Source organism: Allobaculum sp. JKK-2023 (assembly GCF_034745455.1).
Lineage (GTDB): Bacteria > Bacillota_I > Bacilli_A > Erysipelotrichales > Erysipelotrichaceae > Allobaculum.
The window spans coordinates 3,524,333-3,544,837 of the sequence record NZ_JAYERV010000003.1 but is presented as its reverse complement, the minus strand read 5'-3'; the positions used below and the strand labels follow the sequence as shown (position 1 = coordinate 3,544,837).

Here is a 20,505-nt window from a genome sequence, read left to right as displayed (position 1 = left end):
TATTCTAAATGAGGTGCGTGCAAATTGCACGGATAATTGTAAAAATTTTAGGATTTTGTATCCTAGAGAGTATCTTCATCATACCGCATCCTGAAAATGAATCCTTGAAAAAAATACAACAGATTGAATCCTGTCTCCAAAGCAAAACGGCTGCAGCATCCTGACAATCATTCTTTACCGACTCAAAGAAACGCCAGAAACCGGACTCTGGTCAGGTTGGTGATCAGACTGACGGATGAATGGATAGATGGATGAATGAATTAATGGGTGCGGTGAGTCAATTGTTCGATAAGACTTCGAAGAAGATCATCATTGAGATCGAATTCATCAAGCTTGGTCAGAATGGATTTTTCATACTCAAGCACTTTGGCTTTTCCTTCTTCCAGGCCAAAGAACGTCAAGGCAGTCGCTTTTTCATTGCGCTCATCGGACAAAGATTTCCCCATGATGGCTGCATTCGATGTTTTTTCCAGCAGATCATCCTGAATCTGGAACTGAATGCCAATTTGGTGGCCGATCTGCTGCCACTTGTCGACGTCTTCTGGATGGCCAGCCAGAATGGCTGCAGAACAAAGCGGCAGGGCGATCAGACAGCCCGTCTTATAGGTTTCAATGCGTTCAATATCTTCAAGTGACGAGGCACCATCTGCATCCAGGTCAAGGTCCTGACCATAACACATCCCGGCCGGTCCTGCCATACGGGCTAAGAGCACACAAAGATCAATGGCTTTTTTCGGATCGGAGACATCCTTCAGCTGTTCAAATGCAAACGCCTGCAGACCATCGCCGGCAAGCAGGGCAATATCATCCCCATAGACCCGATGGCAGGTCGCTCTTCCCCGCCGCAGATCATCGTTATCCATCTCTGGCATATCATCATGAATCAGGGAGTAGGTATGAATCATTTCAATGGCTGCGGCCATTGGAAAGCCTTCTTCGGCCGGCAGGCCATAGGCATCCAGAGCCGCAAATAAAAGCATTGGACGCACGCGCTTCCCCCCTGCTAACAAAGAGTAGCGCATGGCATCTTTCAATCTGGATTCTGGCAGTTTGTTGGTCTGGGTATCGAGATACAAATCAAACTGATTGCGAAGAGTCTCAAATGGATTACTCATGAGCTGGCTTCACATCCTTTGCGATCAGTTCATTCATCTGCGTTTCAAAGCTTTCCAGCTGACTCTGGCAGCTTTTGGACAGCTCAAGTCCTTCTTTAAACAAGGACATGGCATGTTCCAGTTCAACATGAGGGTTGTTCAGTTCATTGACAATCTGTTCCAGGCGGTTCATCGACTGCTGGAACGTAAGGTTTTGAGTGGGCATAATTGGTCTCCTGTAGATAACGATGGCCAGATTCAGGCCATTCTGGTGTTCAGCTGCTCTAGTGTTCAGCTGCATTTAGGCTGTATTTTTATGATTTCATTAGGACGGGCGGTTCGAGGGGATTCCTGTTCTGGTCTTTCATTGATCAAAAATGGCTTCAAGTGAAAAATAAAGAGAAAAAGAGCAGTGAGCAGATTCCATAAGGTTGAATCGGTCTCCTGCTCTTTTAGGCGGATTGTCGCTGTTTAAAGCAACGGATAAAACCAGGGTGAACAGAAACGGACAGAACGGATCAAGCAGATTAACATTCAGTCTGAATCTGGAAACAAGCCGATCAAAATCAGAATCTATCCCGCCTGCTCATCCGTCTTTGCGAGGTCTGTTTCCATAATTTCAGCTTTTGCCATTCCAGTCGCAAACTGGAGAGAAACCAGATCCGCTTTCTTCAGTTCATCCACCGAACGAACCGGCTTTCCCTCCAGATAGGCAATCGCAAATCCACGCTCTAAAACCCCCTGCACGGAGAGGGCCTTAAGCATGCCCTCCAGTTTATCGAGCTGGTTTTTTGCACCATCAAGCTGGTAGCCAAAAGCAGTCTGCAGACTCTGGATATTTCTTTCCAGTTCCATTTTGGAAAGGCGCAGCTGGCCCATAGGTGAGTGAAGCAGCAGCTGGCCTGTATTGGACTGAAGTCTGCGGTCAGCTTTGGAAAGATCATCATTCATGGACTGCACCAGGGCATTGCTTAAAGCGCTCAGCTGGTTTTCAACCAGATGCATCCGGCTTGTCGAAAGCTGGATCAGACGCTGTAAGAGAAGCTGCTGGTAATTTTTACGCTGATCAATCCAAGCCTGCGGATTGGCCAGGGCTGAGGCGCTTTGTAAATACATCAGCTTTTGCGCATTGTGATTAAAGATCGCTCTGGCCGATTGAATCAGCTGCTTTTGCAAGGAATCCAGACGGGCTTTCACTTCATGCTGATCCGGGGTGACCCATTGGGCGGCAGCGGTTGGCGTCAGTGCCATATGGTCAGCAGCAAGATCAGCCAGGGAGGTATCGATTTCATGGCCGATGCCGGTCACGGTATAGGTCTTCATCTGGTTGAGGGCATAGACAATTCTTGGATCATTGAAGCAGAACAGGTCTTCAAAGCTTCCGCCGCCGCGAATGAGCAAAACGGCATCGGCCCCGCTCTGGTCGGCAGCCTGAAGAGCCCTGACAATTTTGGGCGGTGCTTCTTCGCCCTGCACCGGGGTTTTGAATAATTTCACTTTTAACATCGGCCAGCGCAGCCGGATGGTCTTTAAAGCATCCTGAAGAGCAGCGGTCGTTTCGCCCGTGACGATCGCTATGGTATTGATTTCGGCAGGTTTGGGCTTTTTGCGCTCTTGCGCAAAGCAGCCCTGGGCTTCCAGAAGTTTCTTGCGTTTTTCCAGCTCAAGATAAAGCGTGCCCAGTCCGGCAGGCTCGACATGATCGACATTGATCTGGAGAGTTCCTCTTTTTTCAAAAAAAGTCAGCTCACCATGAACAAGGACAGCCATCCCATCCCCAAGGTCAAATCCAGTTCTATCAGCCTGGGTTTTCCACAGAGTACAGGACAGCTGTCCTTTGTCATCTTTGAGATTGAAATAACAGTGGCCGCTTGGAGATCTTCGAAAATTACTGATCTCGCCACTGATCATCGCACTGGATAAATTGACTCCGCGTGTGATAAACGCATTGATTTTTCTGGTCAGCTCGCCGACACTAATCGTCTGCATCGCTGGTATCCAGCGTATCGAGGATACCATTGACCAGCTTTCTGGCCGGTTCGTCACAATATTCTTTTGCGAGTGTGACAGCTTCGTTGATGGCCACCGATTTTGGTGTTCCATTTTCAAGGATTTCCTGGCAGCTCATCAGTAAAATCGCCTGCTCAAGCAAAGAAAGTCTCTCCCAGCTCCAGTCAGAACGCAGTTTTTTCGACAGCAGATCGATATAACGATCCTTGTTTTCAATGGTTCCAACTGTCAGCGAGTACAGATAGCCATTAACTTCGTTGCTGCCTAACAGAACGTCGTACAGAGCCTTTTTGATGTCCTTGCCAAGCAATAAGTTCTGATAGATAGCTTCAATAGCGAGTTCGCGCATCTGATGACGGTTAAATGGAATTTTGTAATCCAGCATGGCGCGTCTTGGCAGCTGGATTTTCTGAACCAGCGCTTCCTGAATATTGACAGGAATTTCATCGAGACGGTCTTTAATGGCATCGTAAATAAACGGAGACAGATTTTCGATTCCTTTTTTCAGTTCCGCCTCACTCATCGGTCTGACATCAGCCAGCGTTTTCTTTTCTTTCATAGCGATCCTTTCCAAAAAAAGGGAAATCCGGCAGGATTTCCCTTAGAAGATAAATCCAACTACCTTAATCTCAATAGATTCAGGCTTATAGTCGGTCATGTATTCGATACTTTCGTAAATTTTATTCTGTAAGGAAGCACAGACGTCACTTACGTTGGCGTTGCAGTTCACACGGACCGGAATCGACACATAGAGTTTTCCGTCCTCAATCCAGGACAGCCTGTCAAAGCGGTAAAGCTTTGAAGTTTCGGCCACTTTGGCATTTTTGCTTTCATCGATCACATTTCTGGCAATCGCCGAGAAAACTGAACGGTTGTAGACGATTGAGCCGTACTGGTCAACAACTTTCATTTCGTTTGTTTCATTTGACATAGTTTCACCTGACTTTACTTTTCGATTATATCATCGCCGGGTTTTAATGACCATATTTTGGCTGTACGCCCGAGAAGATTATGGGAGGAAATCAGTGCTTGAGGCGTGTTTCTCTGATCTTTTGTTAATTGAGCAATCAAATCATCCACACTTGCGAATTTCTGCTCCCCTCGAAGTAAGTTTGCAAAGAAAAACCGTGCCGTTTTCCCGTACAGATCCCCCTGAAAGTCCAGAAGGTTAGCTTCAATTGTAACGCCTTTGTTATTAAATGTTGGATTGGTGCCCACGTTGATCATGGCCGGAATCATCCGGTCCTCCACCTGGACATACCCGGCATACACACCGCCGCCAGGCACAATGCTTCCAGGCACCTGCTCGAGGTTTGCGGTTGGAAAACCAAGAATCCGGCCGCGCTCATAGCCATGAACAACTCTTCCTTTGATGGAGTAAATATACCCAAGCAGTTTGCCAGCTTCCAGCACATTGCCCTGCTGGATCAGTTTTTCAATACGGCTTGAGGAAATCTTTTCATCATGATCACTGATCTGATCAATGACGTCCACCGTAAAATACGGACAGGATTCCAGGCTGGCTACATCTCCCTTGCCCATCTTGCCATAGGTATAGTCAAACCCGCAGACGATCTCCTTGATATGAAGCGACTTTAAAAAGTCATGGAACTGATCGATCGACAGATTTGCAAATTCATGCGTAAATTCAACAATATAGAACAGATCCAGACCAGAAGCCTCCATCAGCCGGATTTTGTCATCAAGATCGCAAAGATGGTCCAGATTGGCATTGGGACGAAGCACTTTCCAGGGATCGGGATCAAACGTCAGGGCCGCACTTTCCAGACCATACCTTCTGGCCTGGGCAATGGCCGTGCTGATCAGTTCCTGATGACCGGTATGCAGACCATCAAAATAGCCCAGGGCACAGACAGAGGCCGGTAAAGACGGGATCTTTTTAAAATCAATGCGGATTGTTTTCATCTTCACCACAGCCCCCTTGCACTTCGAAACACTTTGCTTCCTGGCATTTTCCGCTCGTAAATGGCCAGAACCTGATCGCCGTCCATCATCAGCACCCGGTCATTTTTATTTTCCAGGACAATCGTTTTGCCATTGCGGATATCGGCCGGATTTTCCGCCTGAACTTCTGGCAGATTGAGCACCCGCTGTACTGGATAAAAAGTATGTTCGGGTGCATCAATCTCCTGGGCCTCATCCAGGGTAAAGCCGTTGGCTTTCTTGCGGATCAGGCTTTTCATGGCGGCCAGATTGCCTGTTTTCTCGCCAAAGTCCCGGCAGATTGAGCGTACATAGGTTCCTGAAGAACAGCTCACATCAAAGGACAGCTCGTTTTCGTCGATCGGCTTGATGTCATAGATTTCAATATCCGTATAAACCTCCGGCACTTCCTGTCCGGAGCGCAGATAGTCGTACATCTTTTTACCATTGATTTTCTTGGCACTTGCTTTGGGTACTTTCTGATGCTGCTTGCCAACAAAACTTTTCAAAGTCGCTTCAAAGTCAAAGTCCGGATTGATTTCTCGGGTTTGCTCCACTGTTCCGAATACGTCATCGGTATCATATTTCGCACCAAGAGCGATACTTGCCTGGTATTCCTTATCCGTGTCCGTTAAAAAGGGCAGGACTTTGGTTGCCGATCCTGCCAGAACCACCAGAACACCACTGGCCATCGGATCCAGTGTTCCGGCATGACCAAATTTTTTCTGCTTATATTTTTTGCGCAGCTTGGCAATCACATCAAAGCTTGTCATGCCCGCTGGCTTATTCAAGACTAAAATTCCATTCATGCCTTTATTTTATGGGTTTTCAAACAATGGATAAAGCCTGAAGGCTTCTTTGGCGGCCAACATTTTTTCAGGGCATCAAAAAAACGCCATGGATCGACTCCATGGCAGCTGAAAGCGTTTTGGTTTTTTTATTTTGAAAACCCGGCTTCTGGCAGATAACGGCCAGAAAAGAAGAAAAAGCAAAGAGGGATGAAGCCAGACAGATCAAACCATCCAGATTTTCTTACTCAACGGTAACGGATTTTGCCAGGTTTCTTGGCTTATCGACATCCAGACCTTTCGCAACAGAAATATAGTAACCAAGCAACTGTAAAGGCAGAATCGCCAGACTTGGCATGAAAAGATCTTCGTTGACGGGCAGGTACACACTGAAATCAGCGGTATCTTCAATGTTATAGTTTCCGCGCCGGGTCAGGCCGAATAAGTAGCCGCCGCGGGTTTTGACTTCGCGCATATTAGAAATCATTTTTTCGTATAAAGCCGGCTGGGTCAGGGTACAAATGACCAGAATTCCTTTTTCGACAAGAGAAATTGTGCCATGCTTCAGTTCTCCTGCCGCATAGGCTTCGGAGTGAACATAAGAGATTTCCTTCATTTTCAAAGAACCTTCCATCACGGCCGCATAGTCAATCCCCCGACCGATAAAGAAGACATCTTTGGCTCGGGAATACTTGGCCGCAAACCACTGCAGACGTTCCTTGTCATCGAGCACGGACTGCATCTGATTCGGCAGACGAAGCAGACTGGCCACCATCCGGTTATAGGTATCAAGATCAATCAGGTTCTTTTTCCAGGCCAGAACCAGACCCACCAGATCCATCACCAGCAGCTGGTTGGAGTAGGCTTTCGTTGTAGCGACCGCAATTTCCGGACCCGCCAGCGTATAGATCACCGCATTGGCTTCGCGGGCAATCGAACTTCCAAGGACATTGACAACCGCCAGAACCGAAGCCCCTTTTTGTTGGGCCAGGCGTAAGGCAGCTAACGTATCGGCGGTTTCTCCAGACTGAGAAAGAACAATGACCAGCGTATGTTCATCCACCATAGGATTGCGGTAACGGAATTCACTGGCCAGCTCGACACGAACCGGAATTCTGGCCAGGGATTCAATCACATACTGGGCAGCCAGACCTGCATGATAAGCCGAACCGCAGGCAGTAATAACAATCGAATGAATCTTGTCTGGATCAAGCAGAGCCAGGACATCTTCTTCGAATTCAACAATCCCCTCTTTGATGTAGTGGTTCAGGCAGGTTGCTGCAGCTTTGGGCTGTTCATGAATTTCTTTCATCATGTAATGCTCATAGCCATCTTTACCAGCCGATTCTGGATCCCAGTCAACCGTGACCCGTTCTTTTTCGATTGGTTCCCGTTCAATATTAAAGAACTCAACATTCTCGCTGGTGATCCGGGCAATCTCCATATTGTCCAGATAGTAGACATGCGTCGTCTGGTCGAGAATCGCCGGAACATCGCTGGCCAGAAAGGCTTCGCCTTCATTCTGACCGATGATCAGCGGTGATTCTTTGCGGGCGGCATAAATGACATCCGGTTCATTGGCAAACAGAATTCCTAATGCATAGGAGCCGCGGATGCGCAGCATGGCTCTGGCAATGGAGTCAACTGGGCCAAGATGGTATTTGTTCTGATAGTACTCGATCAGGTTGGCCGCAATTTCAGTATCCGTTTCGGAGGTGAACGTAAAGCCGCTTTTTTCCAGTTTGGCCTTGAGTTCTTCAGCATTTTCGATAATGCCGTTATGGACAAGAACGACCGTTCCGTTCATCGAGACCTGAGGATGGGCATTCGATTCACTGGGTTCGCCATGCGTCGCCCAGCGCGTATGGCCAATCCCGGTTGTACCCGGCAGCGCCCGGCCGCTGTCCAGCTTTTCATCCAGATTTTTCAGGCGCCCTTTGGCTTTGACGACCTGGATTTTTCCATTTGGCTCAAAGACAGCGGTGCCCGCTGAATCATACCCACGATATTCAAGATGACGCAATCCGTTCAGTAAAATCGGCGCGGCCTGCCGGCTGCCGACGTATCCTACAATTCCACACATGGTAAACCCTCACTTTTTTGATTGCTATACTGTACCATGTCAACAACCCAATCAAAAAGCTGAAAAGTCATCCAGATTTGGCTGATCCAGACAATTCAGAAATTTTCTTTCCAGTTGGGTCCAATCGTTATTTTTTGTTGATTTTCATGCTTCAGTAAAGCTCTTTCACTCTTTGCAAACCACCTTCTTTTCGAATATTCGGGGAGATGCTAAAGATGTATTTATTGTACTGGGGGACTGAGGTTTATTTTAGAAAAAGAGAACGAATCTTCAATCGTGTGCGAATTCGTTCAATCTTGCTCTCTTTTATTGGATTTATGTTTCCAGTGCCGTCTGCACGTTGAATGGCACTGAAGTGGAGATGAAAGGAGATTTTCCAATGAAGTTACAGACCATTTTAAAAGCCATTCGAAAAGCCGATCAGGATTACAGCCTGATTGAGCCTAAAGATAAATTAGCAGTTGCCCTTTCCGGGGGCAAAGATTCCATGCTGATGTTTCTTGCACTTTCCATGTACCAGAAATTTGAAGGAAAAGACTTTGAGCTCTGTGGAATTCATGTCTCCATTGCTGATCATCCAGAGCAGGATAAGCTCATGCAGGAGTTTGCCGACAAGTATCATCTGGATCTGCACATTGAAAAGACAAAAATCTATGACATTCTCAATATGGAAAAAAACATGAAAGACGGGCGCATTCAGTGTTCCCTTTGCTCCAACCTGAAAAAGGGTGTTCTGATGGAAACCGCCAAAAACCTAGGCTGCAATAAAGTTGCCTTCGGCCACCATGGCGATGATGCCATGGAAACTTTATTGATGAATATGATCCATGGCGCCAGAGTTTCCACCTTTTCTCCCAAACAGTACATGTCCCGAATGGATATGACGATGATCCGTCCGTTTGTGTACTTAACCGAAGAGCAGATCATTGAAGTCTGCCGGATCAACCAGATTCCAAGCGTGAAACCCGTCTGCCCCAATGATGGCCACTCCGAAAGACAGACCATGAAAGAAATGCTGGAAAGCATCTACCGCCAATATCCCGATGCCCACAAAAACTTCATGAAAGCCCTGACCAACCGGGAAGCCGATGCTTTGTGGGATCCCAGAAAAGTCAGGGAGTCCGGGCAGACTTGTGCCGACGACACTGACCAATACCAAAAGCAGTCCTGCTGACACCAGCTGCTACGCTGTGGACAGCCGCAATCTTTCAGGCGGTTGCAAGACAAAGAGCTGCAGCAGGCCATAAAGGATCCACAACAAGCCATATAAACCAAAGCAAGCCATAGAGACCAAAACTGAACTTTTCCAGCCTGAATCCTTTTTTCTGGATTCAGTTTTTTTGTGCAGCATCAAAAAAAGGCTGCCGGGATTTTCTCTGCGGGCAGCCTCACTATTTTGAAGTTATATCAAATCGATCAAATCAATCAAGTCAGAATTGGCGGTCTTAGATGTTATCTACGTTGTGATAAACGTTCTGTACATCGTCAACATCGTCCAGTAATGTAAGCAGACGTTTGAACAGTTCAAGATCTTCACCTTCGAGCGTTACGGTTTCATTTGGAACCATACGACGTTCGAGGACTTCATATTTTACGTCTGGAATCAGTTCGTCAACGGCTTCTTTCGCTTCATCGAGCTGAGTTGGATCTACGGTTACGGTCATGTAGCCATCTTCCACTTCGGTATCGCGCAGGTCGATGTCATGCTCTAACATGGCTTCCATCATTGCGTCTTCGTCAGTAAAAGGTACAACAATGACACCAAGATCTTCGTATCCGAAGGATACAGAACCATTGACTCCCATTTTGGAATGAGATTTATTGAAGCAGGAACGCAGGTTCGCGATTGTACGGTTTGCGTTGTCAGTCAGGCAGTCAATGATGATTGTTGATCCGGCACCAGCACCAAATCCTTCATAGCGGGCTTCGGAGAAGCTTTCGTCTGCAGAGGATTTTGCCTTATCGATGGCGCGTTTGATGACATCACTGGGGACAGAGTTGGCTTTTGCTCTGGCAATGGCTTTTTTCAGGGCCTGGTTCATATCCGGGTCTGGAACGCCACTTTTTGCGGCCACTAAAATTTCCTTGGAATATCTGGAATATACCTTGGCTTTGGCGGCGGCAGTTTTGGCCATAGCTGCTGCACGCACCTCAAAATGTCTTCCCATAATTTCACCTTTCAAGTTTTAACTTCATCAATATAGCACGTTTTTTGTTTCAAGGCAGTTTGAAGGAAAAAAGTCGCTCATTTTCCTGGAAATGACTCCAATCTGTTTTCCTAAAGCTCTTTCAACAGCGATTTCTGAATTCATAAACTGCCCGATTTCATACAAAGAGCCGGTTCGATTGCATTTTGTATGCATCAAACAAATAACAATGAAAACGCTTGTGAAACTTTCTCTTTACCTTTGGATCAATCCGAATATAAATAAAGAAGATCGCAACAGTCTTAGAATCCAGAGAATCTTTATAAAGTATCAGAATCCGATCAAAAATGCAAAATTAAAAAATACTTATTGCATTTCGGTTGGATACGAGTAGGATTAAGGCGTTCTAAAGATCGAGTATTTGTGATCTGAACAATAAAAGGAGATCCCAATGAACGCATCGGTATTGTTCTATACCTCCCCTGGCTGTGCAAATTGTCGAAAAGCCAAGAAATGGCTGGAAGATAATCATATTGATTTCGTAGAAAAGAACATTTTCAACAATGAGCTTTCTGAGCAGGAAGTCAAATATCTTCTCGCCCGCTGTGAAAATGGAACTGAGGACATTCTTTCCACCCGTTCTAAAGCTTATGCTTCCTTAAAGGAAGTCATTGATGACATGTCCGTTAACGATCTGACGCATTTCATTCAGAAAAACCCTTCTGTTCTGAAACGCCCGATTCTTCTCAGCCGCCGCAACATGGCCGTGGGGTATGACCATGACGAGATTACAACCATGATGCCTTTAGAAAAAAGACGCGCTGCTTTCCAGATTGGAGTTGAACAGCCACGCCTGTCCCGAGGCACTCTTAACTGATTTTCAATTGACCAAATCAGAATTCTTTTCTTTTGCAGCCTGACCTTCGCCCGGTCAGGCTGCTTTTTTATCCCTCGCGGGTCTTGGGGTTGTGGATGCTTGCTTCATTGAGTCATTCTCCTTTATGCAATCATTATTTCTACTCTTCTTTGATTTTCTGATTTCTATCCCTCTTCAACAAATTCTGCAATTTTTTATAACCGGAAAAAGATACTTTTTCCTAGTATTCAGGATATAGCTCAAGATCCTGGCTGGTAACTTTAGGCTTGGAAAACACCAGGAGTTCTCCATGGATTCTCCCACATTTTCCAGTCGTTCTGCCAGAAACAAACAGTTTTGGTCCCCGGTCTTTTGCCTTTGTCGAGAAAAAATGAAAAATCGGTTTAAAAAGGTGCATCAAAATTGCCTGTTCTCTGTTCACCGAAAAAGATATCCAGGCATGCCCAGGCCCCAGCGCAGTCAATCCTCATCCTTTTTCCTTGTCTTTCCTTTTAAAAACGAATTTGTCTGGAGAGTTGTCTTGCTTTTGCGTATATCCAAGTGTCTGCCCGCAACGAAGATCTTCTGTCAATGAATCTTCTTCTGGTTCAGACAAGCCAATTCGTGGGTCGTTGGGCCTGCCTGAATCCCGCCACCAAAACGACCCGAAGGAGAGAAAATCATGTACCATGCCCAATCCTTATCTTCCCGCTTTACACCTGTCAAAACCGATCAGAGGCTGCCTGACTGGCCTAAACCATCTCCCGCCCCATCCGCCTGTTTGGGAATGCAGCTTTTGGCCATGGATGTTTTCGAATCGCTGCCAGCCAGTTCTCTTTGCCTGACTTCTTATCTGCCGGCCCTTTTCAATACGACTGTTGATCTGGATCAGCTGGCCCAAAGCACCAGGCTGGCAAAAGACTTGCTGGCAAAAGCCAAAGACTGTGTCGAAAAAGCCATTGACCGGCTCTGTCTGAATGATCCATTCTTTCTGGCTTCCATGGTCACGCTGGAGCCTGGACTGCTCGAACGAATGCTCAAAGTCCACTTCGACAATTACGCCCTTGAATTTGATCTGGCTTCCCTGCGCTCGCCCTGCTGGCTCGAAGTCAATACGCAGCTGCTGCTCTTTGATTTTCGCATTGATCTCAAAACGCCAGCCATCCCGATTTATGGAAACTATCAGATCTGCCTGCCCTGGCAGGATCCTTTCCCATCATTTTTCGAGGATCTCTATTGTCCAAAGACCAAAGACCTGTCTTTTTCATCCAAAGCCAATGTCGAGCTTTCCTGTCCCTTCTGGAAAGCGGATAATCCAAATCTTTTGCAGGATGTCGACTGGCTGGGCCTGGAAGAAGACCGGTTTAACTTCGTTCATGACTGGTTTGTCCAAAGAGAAGAAGACTTTTATGATGCCTCCCTTGGCCGGTTGTTTCACCTGCTGAAAACAGATGATCATGCAAGACAGCTGCTTTTGATTAAATGGTCGCAATGGACAATGGCCAGTTTTCTGGAACTGACGGCTTCCCAGGTTTTGCAGGCTGCCCCCAACGCTGCAGGCCATGCAGCTCTGGAATCCAAAGGAGAAGAAACAAGCACCAATCCAGAACCTTTCGACTCTCAGATTGATTCAAGACCTGAGTCTGTTGTCTAATCTTATGTATCAGCTTTTCGGCTATCAGCACGAAGCACGACAGACAAATCAGCACACGAAAAGCGGACTTTCGTATTCAGGCGAAAGTCCGCTTTTGTACGGGTGGTTCAAGAAGGATCTGGCCTCGGCAAGGTCGGCAATGCCTATGGAATAAATCCAATCCAGTGGCTGTTTTCAGGATGAAAACAGCTGACCTGAGATCAGACATTGCCCAGGACGACTTTTTTTAGATGCTTTTGGGCGATCTTCTGTAAGTTTTGAAGCGTTTCAACCGGTGTGGCCGGCGTAGTTTCGTAATAGCGCGGAAAATACCGGCTCAGATGCAGAACAATATCAGGCGAAATGGAAGCAAGCCACGAAGCCATGGCATCCATTTCTTCGGGCGAGTCATTTTTTCCGGGAACAATCAAGGTTGTCACTTCGACATGAGCGTCTTTTGCCGCTCGGGCGATGAAGTCCTTGGTTGTCTTCAGATCCCCGCCCACATACTTGTAGTATTCGGGCGTAAATCCTTTCAGGTCGACATTGAGTGCATCGACATAGGGAAGAATTTCTTCGAGTGTCTTGATCGAGGCATTGCCGCTGGTGACAACGACATTTTTCAACCCTTTTTCATGAACGAGTTTTGCGCAATCCCGAATAAATTCATAGCCCACCATTGGTTCATTGTAGGTATAAGCCACGCCGATATTGCCATAGGGGACCAGCTCCCGCGCCCGGTCGGCTAACTGTTGGGGCGTAATGTCTTCGCAGCGAGAATCGAGATCGACCTGCGAGATTTCGTGGTTCTGGCAGAATGGGCAGCGAAGGGAGCAGCCATAGCTGCCCACCGACAAAATCATACTGCCCGGATAAAAATCAATTAACGGCTTTTTTTCAATCGGATCAAGAGCCGCGCTGGTGATTTTGCCATAGTTGCGGGCAACGATCCGGCCATCCTGATTGATCCGTCCTTTACAGAAGCCAATCTGCCCTTCGTTCAGGTCACAATGCCGAAAGCAGACTTCACACTTCATGGCGAATCACCTCAAAGCGCTCATAGCTGCAGCCTGCCTCATCGGCTTTCAGGCCGGCTTTCTGCTTTGCGATGGAAACCTGTTGTTCAACGGTGTCGACGCCATCGAGATGTGGAAGCAACAAGCCGCGTTTTCCGTTTTTGGAAACAATGACACCATAGCGTTTTGGGTCGAGATCTTCAAGCGTGCAAAGTTCTGGTTTTTTGAGCACATCCACACTGATTTCCAGCTTGTCAAGTTCATCGGGGCGTATCGGATAAAAGCGGGGATCACGAGAGCAGGCGGAGATGGCATTCATCTGAATCTCGCGGCCCAGATTTTTCTGGGTTGGCGCGGTTGTGCCAATACAGCCGCGCAGCTGGCCATCTTCATGCAAGGAGACAAAGGCGCCGGCCTGCGTCGAATACAATTCTTTGGGAAGCGTATCGGGAAGTGGCGGCATCATGCCCTGCTGAATGTAGGTGTTGATCGTATTGCGGGCCAGCTGAATATATGGATCTTCTTTGGCCAGCCTTTTTTGCCAGGCCGCTTTCTTGTCAGCACTGGCTTTTTCATAGAAATGACGGGAAGGATCTTCTTTTAAATCGGTATAGGTGGCAATGCCATAGCCAACACCAAATTCTGCACTGTGAGCCAGGGCTTTGGACTCTGGTTTGAGTCCATCAAAACTGCCTGCCATGACACAGAATGGTTTGTGTCCGCAGACCATTGCCTCTTCCGCTTCTTTTTCTGGCATTTCGACCAGCTTCAAAAAGTCGCCATTGCCCATGATTTCCATGATTTCTTTGTCATAGGCCGGGCCGCAGGGCTTATAGCCATAGCTGCTGTCTGCTTTCTGGCAATGAGACAGGTCACCTGAAGCAATGATGGCCACTTTCCGGCCAAGTTTATTGGCGGCTTTGGCCAGGATCTTTCCAGCATGGTAGTGATCGAGATTGCTCAGACCACCAATGCCCATGCGGACAACTTTTTTGTCCTGGATCAGATCCTGGATAAAGTAGAGTGGGACCATCGTTCCATGATCAAGATCGCCATTCTGAACACCGAGCGTTCCCATTGGAAAATCCTCAGCCTTAGCGAGTTTTTCCATTTCATCGACCAGTTCGGTGTCGTTATGAATCACGAATGCGTCCATCGGATCTCGAAACTGAGCCATGTTTCCTTTGGATACCGCTGGTTTGGACAGCTGGATATAGTCCATGTAGCTTGGGGCATGGGGAGAGATAATCACGATGGTGTCTGGATCCATTTTTCGGATTTCATCTGCTGCCTGTTTGTAGGCAGTTATGATTTCAGCGATTTTCTTTTCTTCCCCGCGGCCGATGTTCGGTAAAATCAGCGGTGGATGGCAGACCATGATTCCGCCTTGAATATTCGTAGTTTCTGACATACGTTCATCCTCTTTCCTACGCGAGTTTTCTACTCGGGTTCGTGAGTTGTGAGTCATACGATTCTCTTTCATCATAAACGGATTTATAAGCAACGGTCACCGAAATGAAAGAAAGTCAGAGTTTTCAAGATCAGATTTTCATCCTGCGCAAAAAAGCAGGCTTAATTTTCGGCCTGCTCATAACGTTCGATAATTTTTTGAACCAGAGGATTTCGAACAACGTCGCTCTGGTCGAGATACTGAATGGCAATCCCCTCAATGCCCTGCAAAATGGAGCAGGCATGAATCAGGCCAGAATCCGCTTTGCGAATCAGGTCGATCTGGGAAATATCCCCATTGATGATCATGCGGCAGTTTTTACCCATCCGGGTCAGAAACATCTTCATCTGCGATTTGGTTGTATTCTGCGCTTCATCAAGAATGACAACGGCATCATTGAGTGTACGCCCGCGCATAAAGGCCAGGGGCGCAATTTCAATGATTTCTTTTTCCTGATAACGTTCCACCGTCTCCTGCCCAAGCATCTCATTGAGTGCATCGTAGAGCGGCCTTAAATACGGATCGACCTTCTCTTTCATATCGCCCGGCAGAAAACCTAAAGACTCGCCGGCTTCAACCGCAGGTCTAGTCAGGATGATCTTGCTGATCTTCTCCTTTTTGAGCTGGTCAACCGCATAAGCGACCGCAAGATAGGTTTTACCCGTTCCGGCTACACCAGAAGCAAACGTGATCTTCGAATTCCGAAAAGAATCGACCAGCCGTTTCTGGTTTTCGGTTTTTGGATAAATCATCTTGCCATTCCGGGTACGGACAACGGGATCCTCACCAGTATAGTCTGCTGCTGCATTCTGTCCTTTGGCAGCCACCAGGCACAATCGTTCAACTTCGCTGTTTTCAATGCCTCCATTGGCAGCAATGGCCTGCACCATGCCATCCAGAACATTTTCTACTTTATGAAATACCGCTTCGCTGTCACACACAAGGCGCAGATCCGAAGATCTTAAATACAGCTGGACGGGATACTTCTTTTCAATGACTTTAAAATGCTCATCCTGAAAGCCAGGAAGAGCGGTCAGAACTTCGTATGGAAGTTCACTGCAATCCAGAAAAAATTCCACTCTTTCTCATCCTTTCACTGTCTCTGTCGTGAGTTTATCTTTGAAGATTGTCTATCTATTTCTATCGAATGGTATTGAACAGAATCGGCCAGGGTTCCTTTCTATCTTAGCCGCAATGGCGTACGATGGAAAAGATGAAGCGTCTGGTCATTCTAATTTGCTGATCAGGAGGAGGAAGCCGAAAATCTGGCAAAAAAAAATCTGCGTTAAGCAGATTATTTTCCTCTTCTAGCTTTACGGGCAGCTTCAGATTTCAGTTTTTTCTTTACGCCCGGCTTTACATAGAATTCTCTTTTACGAGCCTCAGCAAGGGTACCGTTGCGTGAAACCTGACGTTTGAATCTGCGAAGTGCATCATCAAGCTGTTCATTTTCTTTCAAGACTACTTTTGGCATACTACAACCCCCCTTCCCGAATTAACAATACCTATTATATTGATCATGCTCAGGATTTCAACTCTCTATCCAAAAAAAAGTGATTTTCACAGGCCAAGCAGACACTTTTCGCTCTATTCCTGTTTTGAGCAGGCATTTATAGTGATTTACAGTCTGAATCTGGCAGGTTTTCTTCAAAATTCAGCGTTCCAAAAGCACTTTTGGGCCAGTCAAAAATCCAAGGGTCAAATTTATTTTCTTGCCAAGACCTGCTCTTGCAAAAAAAATCCCAAAGCGACCGTTACTCATTCTAGACAATAATCCTTAAAAAATCCAGTCCTGTTCAATTCAGGCTGGATCAGGCGTCTGCAAAATCTGCTGGACGATCTGACTGACATCCATCGTGGCAACATCCAGGCTGATCACCTGCAGGATATCAGGATCTGAAAAACCATTGAAAGGAAAAGCAGACTGACCTTTATCCTCCTGCTTTGAGGCAGCCGGACTTGCCAGAACCTGTTTGTTTTCTTCTAAATGAATCAGCCGGATCGTGCAGTCCTGCTTATCGAGTGAACCCAGTATGCTTTCAATGGTATGCGTCTGGTCAAACTCCCAGCCAAAAACGATATTGTCATAGGCTGAACAGACCAGAAACTGGTTGAGCAGAAAACAGATATTCTGCAAAACCATATACCGGGTTTCAACCGTATCCACCATGGGGTGGGCATTCCAGCACCACTTTCCGTCAAGATAGACCGAATTGGCCAGCGTTGTTTTCAGCTGTTCACAGACACCCGTTTTCTTGACTGTTGCAGCGCCGCTGAGAATATAGAGCTTTTTGAGCGGCCGTTTACTGCTTGATGCTTGGCCGGGATCTGGTTTGCGATCCATGAGTATCCCTCCTTGATGGATATTTCCAGTCTTACAAAAACAAATTACTCAAAAGCTGAAGCCATCCAAAGAAAATGCTCCAGAAATATTCTTATACCACATATTTAGGACAACTGATCATAAATTCAATGACCATGCCCTCTGATCTGTCCTTTTTTCAAAGAAAAAGCTGCCTGACTTCGTTTTTCATCAGAAAAATCAAAGCGCAGGCAGCGTGGATTCAGGACTGCTGGGCAAGGATCCTCGGTCATTCAATGGCCGAGAAGGTGACTTCTTTTTTAATCTCCCGTATACCTGACTCCGACAGCATGACTTCAAGAAATAGTTCAAGAAGCCGAAGATGTATGGTGGTCTTCTGGTTTGAGAATACGGTCCAGACATTCTCTGGCTGCTGTATTGTCGCCCATCCAGGGAACCCGGCCTTCTTCATGATACATGAAGGTTTCATCGCCTTTTCCCAGCAGCAGAACCGTATCGCCTTCATTGGCTGATTCAATCGCCTGGCGGATGGCTTCATAGCGTTCTGGAACAAAGACCGAACGAACGGTGCTCATCCCCGAACGGATTTCATGGGCAATGTCCTGCGGATTTTCGTCGCGCGGATCATCTTCAGTCAGGTAGACCTGATCGCAATAGCGTTCAGCCAGTTCGCCAAAGACTTTCCGTTTTGGTTTATCGCGCTTACCAGCGGATCCAAAAACAGCGATCAGCTGACCGCCTGGTTTGGTAATCATGCGGCCAAATTTGAACATCTTTTCCATGCCATCTGGAGTGTGGGCAAAGTCAACAATGACATTGAAGTTCTGGCCTTCATGAATCTGTTCCATACGGCCTGGAACCTGCGGAATCGTCTTGGCTTTGGCAATGATTTCTTCTAAAGGCTGAGAGCTGGTTTCATGAACCGCCGCAATGGCAGCTAACAGGTTATATAAGTTGAATTCACCAACCAGATTGGAAATCACTGGATAGGTTTTGGTTCCATAGACCAGATCAAAAGAAATGGATCCCTGATCCATCTTGATATTAATTGCCCGGTAATCGGCTTCCTGTTTGGTCGAGTAGCTGACTGTGCGAGCCGCAGAAAGAGAAGCGAGTTCCTGGTATTTTGGGTCATCCGCATTCAGAACGGATACACCATCTGTTTTGACACGTTTTGCAAACAGACGGGATTTGGCTTCAAAGTAATTTTCCATGGTGCCATGGAAATCAAGGTGGTCATAGGTAAAGTTGGTAAAAACCGCGCAATCAAAATCAATGCCTTCGACCCGTTTCTGGGCAAGGCCATGGCTGGAGACTTCCATGGCGCAGGCTTGCATGCCGGCATCCACCATATTGCGCAGGGTCTTCTGCAAGAACACGGTATCGGGTGTGGTAAGATCTGGAGCAAATGTGCAGTTTCCATAGGCAATCGCAATCGTGCCAATATAGCCGCATGGCGTTTCGGGCTGCTCAAAGTGACGGATAATATTGGCTACTGTACTTTTACCATTCGTTCCCGTAATCCCATACATCAGCAGCTGGTCCGATGGTCGGTTATAGAAGATTCGGGCTGCCTGATTGAGAGCATCGACAGTATCATCCACTTTGATATACACCGCTCCGCCCCTTGGGTGCTCAACCGGTTTAGAATGAACGATCGCGATCGCTCCTTTATCGATGGCCTGATCGATAAAATCATGCCCGTCAAAGGTAAGCCCGGGCATACAGAAATACATATCACCGGGTTTTATTTTCCGGGAATCAAAAGAAAGTCCCTGAATATTGGTAGTCGGAACATTCTTAAACATTTTTGATAATCTCATCTTGATCCTCTGCAACGACTGTATATCGTTCCTGTGCACTTTCCGTCATTCTAACATTGATTCGGCCGCTAAGGGGAGTCGGGGAATAAATCCGGGCTGGATGGTATTGGCTTGTGTAGCCAATGTACCAGTTTTCATGACCGGGCTCCTCGCGCTCAATCAGCATCTGACTTCTCTCAAAGCGGGCCATGTCCTGATGGCGCAGCTCTCTGGAAAGAGCCAGTAAAGCATCAGTACGCGCCTTGGCCGTATTGCCATCGACAAATCCGCTCATTTTATCCGCTGCTGTTCCCTTTCTTCTCGAATAAGGGAACACATGCAGAAAAGAAAACCTGCACTCAGACAGCGTTTTCTTTGTCGTCTCAAATTCATCATCCGTTTCGCCGACAAAGCCGGTAATGACATCGGTCGAAATCGAGATATCAGGAATGCGTTTTCGGATGTCTTCCAGCCGTTTTTCAAACTGGGCAACAGTATACGGACGTTTCATACGCGCTAAAGTCCTGTCATCGCCGGCCTGAATCGGAATATGAAGGTGCGGCAGGATCCGGGGATTTTTCTCCATCAGATCAAGCAGCTCATCGCTGACTTCAGTAATCTCAATACTGGATAACCGATAGCACACATCTTCCGGTGTGTTTTCCAGCAGCATCTTCAGCAGATCGGTCAGATTGGTCTGTCTGAAGTGGTAGCGGCCGGTATGAATGCCAGTCAGGACGATTTCAAGATGGCCGTTTTGAGCTAACATCTGAGCGCTCTTGACGACTTCCTGTGGCAGCTGGCTTCTTTCCGGGCCGCGGGCCAATGGAATCTGGCAATAGGCACAATACTGGTTGCATCCATCCTGAATCTTTAAAAATGCACGGTGCTGCCCTTCAAAAAAACCAATCGGCATCGACTCAAAACGCGTCAGATCGCGGCTTTCTTCAACAAGATCCTGTGAAGTGTGCAAATTCATGCCTTCCATAACTTTTTGTGCAAGCTCGTCTTTATGCGAAGCACCAACAATCAGATCGACATGCAAAGCTTCACGCTCTGCAGCCTCAAGCATCTGCGTATAACAGCCCACGGCAGCGACAAAAGCATTTGGGTTTTCCCGTTTAAGCCGATTGATCCGGCGACGGGATTTGGCCGCGGCAGTATTGGTCACAGTACAGGTATTGATAATGAGCACATCAGCCGGCTCCCCTTTTGTGGCACGTTCAAATCCGGCTTTTTCAAGCTGGGAAGCGTAGAAAGCCGATTCATATTCATTCACCTTGCAGCCAAGGGTTTCAATTTCAAATTTCTTCATTTTTCTCTCTCCTTCCCGGTCTGGCCTTTTCCTGCCCAGACGAA

19 protein-coding genes are annotated in these 20,505 nt (G+C 47.0%); 3 read left to right on the top strand and 16 right to left on the bottom strand.

Going from position 1 to position 20,505, the window contains the following annotated elements:
• Nucleotides 1-260: 260 nt before the first annotated feature.
• From U4956_RS14260 to glmS, 8 genes are all read right to left on the bottom strand, one after another.
• Nucleotides 261-1,115 (bottom strand): farnesyl diphosphate synthase, encoded by an 855-nt coding sequence (locus tag U4956_RS14260; RefSeq protein ID WP_323091394.1) that lies wholly within the window; start codon nucleotides 1,113-1,115, stop codon nucleotides 261-263.
• On the bottom strand, nucleotides 1,108-1,320 hold the full coding sequence (xseB, locus tag U4956_RS14255) for an exodeoxyribonuclease VII small subunit (protein ID WP_323091393.1): 213 nt from the start codon (nucleotides 1,318-1,320) through the stop codon (nucleotides 1,108-1,110). Before xseB ends, U4956_RS14260 begins: the two co-directional genes overlap by 8 nt.
• A 347-nt stretch (nucleotides 1,321-1,667) precedes the next feature.
• Entirely contained in the window at nucleotides 1,668-3,083 is a 1,416-nt protein-coding gene (gene xseA, locus U4956_RS14250; RefSeq protein ID WP_323091392.1) for an exodeoxyribonuclease VII large subunit, read from the bottom strand.
• A complete protein-coding gene (gene nusB / locus U4956_RS14245) occupies nucleotides 3,070-3,663 on the bottom strand; it encodes a transcription antitermination factor NusB (protein WP_323091389.1) in 594 nt (197 codons plus the stop codon). Before nusB ends, xseA begins: the two co-directional genes overlap by 14 nt.
• A gap of 42 nt (nucleotides 3,664-3,705) precedes the next feature.
• The gene (locus tag U4956_RS14240; RefSeq protein ID WP_323091388.1) at nucleotides 3,706-4,035 is read right to left on the bottom strand and encodes an Asp23/Gls24 family envelope stress response protein; all 330 of its coding nucleotides are present in this window, start codon (nucleotides 4,033-4,035) and stop codon (nucleotides 3,706-3,708) included.
• Between the two features lie 14 nt (nucleotides 4,036-4,049).
• Nucleotides 4,050-5,030, bottom strand: a complete 981-nt coding sequence (gene ribF, locus U4956_RS14235; protein ID WP_323091515.1) for a riboflavin biosynthesis protein RibF — start codon at nucleotides 5,028-5,030, stop codon at nucleotides 4,050-4,052.
• A gap of 2 nt (nucleotides 5,031-5,032) precedes the next feature.
• Nucleotides 5,033-5,857, bottom strand: a complete 825-nt coding sequence (truB, locus tag U4956_RS14230) for a tRNA pseudouridine(55) synthase TruB (RefSeq protein WP_323091386.1) — start codon at nucleotides 5,855-5,857, stop codon at nucleotides 5,033-5,035.
• Between the two features lie 223 nt (nucleotides 5,858-6,080).
• The gene (glmS, locus tag U4956_RS14225) at nucleotides 6,081-7,919 is read right to left on the bottom strand and encodes a glutamine--fructose-6-phosphate transaminase (isomerizing) (protein ID WP_323091385.1); all 1,839 of its coding nucleotides are present in this window, start codon (nucleotides 7,917-7,919) and stop codon (nucleotides 6,081-6,083) included.
• A gap of 379 nt (nucleotides 7,920-8,298) precedes the next feature.
• Between glmS and U4956_RS14220 the strand changes: the two genes are divergently transcribed.
• Nucleotides 8,299-9,093 carry a tRNA lysidine(34) synthetase gene (locus U4956_RS14220; protein ID WP_323091384.1) on the top strand — a complete coding sequence of 265 codons (795 nt, stop codon included), beginning with the start codon at nucleotides 8,299-8,301 and terminating at the stop codon, nucleotides 9,091-9,093.
• Between the two features lie 271 nt (nucleotides 9,094-9,364).
• On the opposite strand, the gene U4956_RS14215 is transcribed toward U4956_RS14220, so the two are convergent.
• The gene (locus tag U4956_RS14215) at nucleotides 9,365-10,087 is read right to left on the bottom strand and encodes a YebC/PmpR family DNA-binding transcriptional regulator (protein ID WP_323091383.1); all 723 of its coding nucleotides are present in this window, start codon (nucleotides 10,085-10,087) and stop codon (nucleotides 9,365-9,367) included.
• A 430-nt stretch (nucleotides 10,088-10,517) separates the two neighbouring features.
• Here U4956_RS14215 and U4956_RS14210 point away from each other — a divergent pair, with 430 nt between their 5' ends.
• Together U4956_RS14210 and U4956_RS14205 are read left to right on the top strand one after the other, a co-directional pair.
• Nucleotides 10,518-10,943, top strand: a complete 426-nt coding sequence (locus tag U4956_RS14210; protein WP_323091382.1) for a Spx/MgsR family RNA polymerase-binding regulatory protein — start codon at nucleotides 10,518-10,520, stop codon at nucleotides 10,941-10,943.
• 661 nt (nucleotides 10,944-11,604) lie between these two features.
• Nucleotides 11,605-12,576 (top strand): hypothetical protein, encoded by a 972-nt coding sequence (locus U4956_RS14205; RefSeq protein WP_323091380.1) that lies wholly within the window; start codon nucleotides 11,605-11,607, stop codon nucleotides 12,574-12,576.
• 200 nt (nucleotides 12,577-12,776) lie between these two features.
• On the opposite strand, the gene amrS is transcribed toward U4956_RS14205, so the two are convergent.
• The 7 genes from amrS to mtaB form a co-directional block, all read right to left on the bottom strand.
• Complete coding sequence (gene amrS, locus U4956_RS14200; protein WP_323091379.1) at nucleotides 12,777-13,592, bottom strand: AmmeMemoRadiSam system radical SAM enzyme; 816 nt, start codon at nucleotides 13,590-13,592, stop codon at nucleotides 12,777-12,779.
• Nucleotides 13,582-14,982: an AmmeMemoRadiSam system protein A gene (gene amrA, locus U4956_RS14195; protein ID WP_323091378.1), complete on the bottom strand. Its 1,401-nt coding sequence runs from the start codon at nucleotides 14,980-14,982 to the stop codon at nucleotides 13,582-13,584. Before amrA ends, amrS begins: the two co-directional genes overlap by 11 nt.
• A 161-nt stretch (nucleotides 14,983-15,143) precedes the next feature.
• A complete protein-coding gene (locus tag U4956_RS14190) occupies nucleotides 15,144-16,100 on the bottom strand; it encodes a PhoH family protein (RefSeq protein ID WP_323091377.1) in 957 nt (318 codons plus the stop codon).
• Between the two features lie 215 nt (nucleotides 16,101-16,315).
• Nucleotides 16,316-16,495: a 30S ribosomal protein S21 gene (gene rpsU / locus U4956_RS14185; RefSeq protein ID WP_323091375.1), complete on the bottom strand. Its 180-nt coding sequence runs from the start codon at nucleotides 16,493-16,495 to the stop codon at nucleotides 16,316-16,318.
• Between the two features lie 327 nt (nucleotides 16,496-16,822).
• Nucleotides 16,823-17,365: a hypothetical protein gene (locus U4956_RS14180; protein WP_323091374.1), complete on the bottom strand. Its 543-nt coding sequence runs from the start codon at nucleotides 17,363-17,365 to the stop codon at nucleotides 16,823-16,825.
• Nucleotides 17,366-17,691: 326 nt separating this feature from the next.
• Entirely contained in the window at nucleotides 17,692-19,167 is a 1,476-nt protein-coding gene (locus U4956_RS14175; RefSeq protein ID WP_323091373.1) for a UDP-N-acetylmuramoyl-L-alanyl-D-glutamate--2,6-diaminopimelate ligase, read from the bottom strand.
• Entirely contained in the window at nucleotides 19,145-20,461 is a 1,317-nt protein-coding gene (gene mtaB, locus U4956_RS14170; protein ID WP_323091372.1) for a tRNA (N(6)-L-threonylcarbamoyladenosine(37)-C(2))-methylthiotransferase MtaB, read from the bottom strand. The genes U4956_RS14175 and mtaB overlap by 23 nt, the downstream gene beginning before the upstream one ends.
• Between the last annotated feature and the right edge of the window lie 44 nt (nucleotides 20,462-20,505).

Coding starts and splice junctions, on each gene's coding strand:
- glmS (WP_323091385.1), bottom strand. CDS start 7,919: ATGTGTGGAATTGTAGGATACGTCGGCAGCCGGCAGGCCGCGCCGATT.
- U4956_RS14260 (WP_323091394.1), bottom strand. CDS start 1,115: ATGAGTAATCCATTTGAGACTCTTCGCAATCAGTTTGATTTGTATCTC.
- U4956_RS14180 (WP_323091374.1), bottom strand. CDS start 17,365: ATGGATCGCAAACCAGATCCCGGCCAAGCATCAAGCAGTAAACGGCCG.
- nusB (WP_323091389.1), bottom strand. CDS start 3,663: ATGAAAGAAAAGAAAACGCTGGCTGATGTCAGACCGATGAGTGAGGCG.
- mtaB (WP_323091372.1), bottom strand. CDS start 20,461: ATGAAGAAATTTGAAATTGAAACCCTTGGCTGCAAGGTGAATGAATAT.
- xseA (WP_323091392.1), bottom strand. CDS start 3,083: ATGCAGACGATTAGTGTCGGCGAGCTGACCAGAAAAATCAATGCGTTT.
- truB (WP_323091386.1), bottom strand. CDS start 5,857: ATGAATGGAATTTTAGTCTTGAATAAGCCAGCGGGCATGACAAGCTTT.
- amrS (WP_323091379.1), bottom strand. CDS start 13,592: ATGAAGTGTGAAGTCTGCTTTCGGCATTGTGACCTGAACGAAGGGCAG.
- amrA (WP_323091378.1), bottom strand. CDS start 14,982: ATGTCAGAAACTACGAATATTCAAGGCGGAATCATGGTCTGCCATCCA.
- U4956_RS14175 (WP_323091373.1), bottom strand. CDS start 19,167: ATGAGATTATCAAAAATGTTTAAGAATGTTCCGACTACCAATATTCAG.
- U4956_RS14215 (WP_323091383.1), bottom strand. CDS start 10,087: ATGGGAAGACATTTTGAGGTGCGTGCAGCAGCTATGGCCAAAACTGCC.
- U4956_RS14220 (WP_323091384.1), top strand. CDS start 8,299: ATGAAGTTACAGACCATTTTAAAAGCCATTCGAAAAGCCGATCAGGAT.
- U4956_RS14240 (WP_323091388.1), bottom strand. CDS start 4,035: ATGTCAAATGAAACAAACGAAATGAAAGTTGTTGACCAGTACGGCTCA.
- xseB (WP_323091393.1), bottom strand. CDS start 1,320: ATGCCCACTCAAAACCTTACGTTCCAGCAGTCGATGAACCGCCTGGAA.
- U4956_RS14205 (WP_323091380.1), top strand. CDS start 11,605: ATGTACCATGCCCAATCCTTATCTTCCCGCTTTACACCTGTCAAAACC.
- ribF (WP_323091515.1), bottom strand. CDS start 5,030: ATGAAAACAATCCGCATTGATTTTAAAAAGATCCCGTCTTTACCGGCC.
- rpsU (WP_323091375.1), bottom strand. CDS start 16,495: ATGCCAAAAGTAGTCTTGAAAGAAAATGAACAGCTTGATGATGCACTT.
- U4956_RS14210 (WP_323091382.1), top strand. CDS start 10,518: ATGAACGCATCGGTATTGTTCTATACCTCCCCTGGCTGTGCAAATTGT.